General features: G+C 72.0%; 1 protein-coding gene. It reads right to left on the bottom strand.

What is annotated here, in order from left to right; translation table 11 throughout:
- Positions 1 to 282 (bottom strand): FUSC family protein (locus F6S12_RS33370; RefSeq protein ID WP_315870068.1); only part of this gene is annotated, 282 nt, incomplete at both ends.

The following is a 282-nucleotide window of genomic DNA, read 5'->3' as shown; positions in this document are numbered from 1 at the left end:
TGGGAGCGACGGCGCCCCTGCGGGCCTTCGAACCAGGCGTGATCGCGTTGGGCATCCACGGTGACGATACGCCCCAGGGCTTCCAGCAGCCCCTTGCGCTGGTCTTCCCCCAGCAACTCCGAGGCTGCGGCCTGGCGCCCGGCCAGCCAGGCGGCGCGGCCCTGGACCGCCAGCGCCTGTTCCACCCGGCGCGGCCAGAGCAGTTGGCTGGCCACGGCGGCGCAGATGATCCCCAGGCCGATTTCCGAACAGCGCGCCACTGCCTGGTCGAACACCTGCAAG

It is taken from the genome of Pseudomonas sp. JV245A (assembly GCF_032424515.1).
Classification (GTDB): Bacteria; Pseudomonadota; Gammaproteobacteria; order Pseudomonadales; family Pseudomonadaceae; genus Aquipseudomonas; species Aquipseudomonas protegens.
The sequence above is the reverse complement of the archived record's forward strand: the minus strand, read 5'-3'. Positions and strand labels throughout refer to the sequence as shown.